2 protein-coding genes are annotated in these 1,161 nt (G+C 61.1%); both read right to left on the reverse strand.

The window, feature by feature from the left end; all coding sequences use genetic code 11:
* Positions 1 to 3 precede the first annotated feature (3 nt).
* Positions 4 to 531: an AMP-binding protein gene (locus ABT116_RS48660; protein ID WP_351647981.1), complete on the reverse strand. Its 528-nt coding sequence runs from the start codon at positions 529 to 531 to the stop codon at positions 4 to 6.
* Complete coding sequence (locus tag ABT116_RS48665; protein ID WP_351647979.1) at positions 528 to 1,013, reverse strand: MFS transporter; 486 nt, start codon at positions 1,011 to 1,013, stop codon at positions 528 to 530. Before ABT116_RS48665 ends, ABT116_RS48660 begins: the two co-directional genes overlap by 4 nt.
* Positions 1,014 to 1,161 lie beyond the last annotated feature (148 nt).

Below are 1,161 nucleotides of genomic sequence, written 5' to 3' on the forward strand. Positions count from 1 at the left end.
GACTCACGTGCACCTCCACACAGGACGGCCGCCCGCTCTGCAGAGCCTTGGCGAGGGCGGGCGCGAGTTCGTCGTCACACCGTAGGTCTCGACCGCGTCGAGCGTGGTCTCCGCATCCCAACGATTCAGCAGGACAACGGTTCCGCCGTTGACGAGCGGAACCAGAATGCCGAAGTCCTCACCCGCGATCCAGAAGATCGGCAGAAACACCAGAGATACCGGCGGATTGGCACCCACCTGGTCACCACCGGCAAGCGTCGCGGTGGCCGCGGTGTAAACCATGTGACGCTGAGTGTGCTCACAACCCTTGGGCATTCCCGTCGTTCCGCCCGTGTAGTTCAGGGCGGCGAGGGAATCGAGTTCGGTGGCAACGGGAGTCGCACGCTCACTGGTGATGATCGACTGCCAGTCGCTCAGGCGCGGATCGTCGACCTCGAAGGGCAGTTCGACGGTGGGGATCGCGGTAAGCATGTCGGAGACGGCAGTCTTCGCGACGTGTTCGAGTGGTGTCTGCGAACGAATCTTCTTCACCAACTTCGAGAAGGTGTTCTGCCGCCAAGACACCCCACGAGAATTCCGATTGCGCGTCCTGAACTGGCACCCGCGCGTTCTCGGAGAATTGCAAGCTCGAGAGGAAGTAGTGCGCCCAGCGTTCCTTGGATGGCCCTGCCCAACAAGAAGATTCCGAAGGATGGGGCAGTTGCTGTCAGGATCGTTCCGAGGGCTACGGAGCCGAGCACAACCATTACCATGCGACGATGACCGTATTTGTCACCCAGTTTGGCCAGTAATGGGACGCAGATGACGGTCGAAAGTAGGTATGCCGCCAAGACCCAGTTGAGTTGTGCGGGGTTGACGTCGAGCCTCTGTCCGATTTTCGGTATGAGTGGTATGTACCACGACTGCAACATTCCGCTGGTGACTTCGGAAAATGCGAGGAAGCCAACGGCGGCGAGCCCTCCGGCCTGGCGCGGAGAAATCACAGAACTCGACTGGACGTTCGGTTCGGTCACTGGATCCCCTCGGCGGAGTATTCACTGTGGGTTCGGTTGTTGCGCATCAGTTCTCGGTTCCTTGTCTTCGGGGTGCCGTGCCGTACCCCTGGGTGCAGGCCGGCGGGTCGTCGGCGTTCAGCACCAGGCCGAAGTGGGTGGTGCCGTC

Origin of the sequence: Streptomyces sp. NPDC002130, from assembly GCF_040296465.1 — a bacterium.
Taxonomy (GTDB): Bacteria; Actinomycetota; Actinomycetes; order Streptomycetales; family Streptomycetaceae; genus Streptomyces.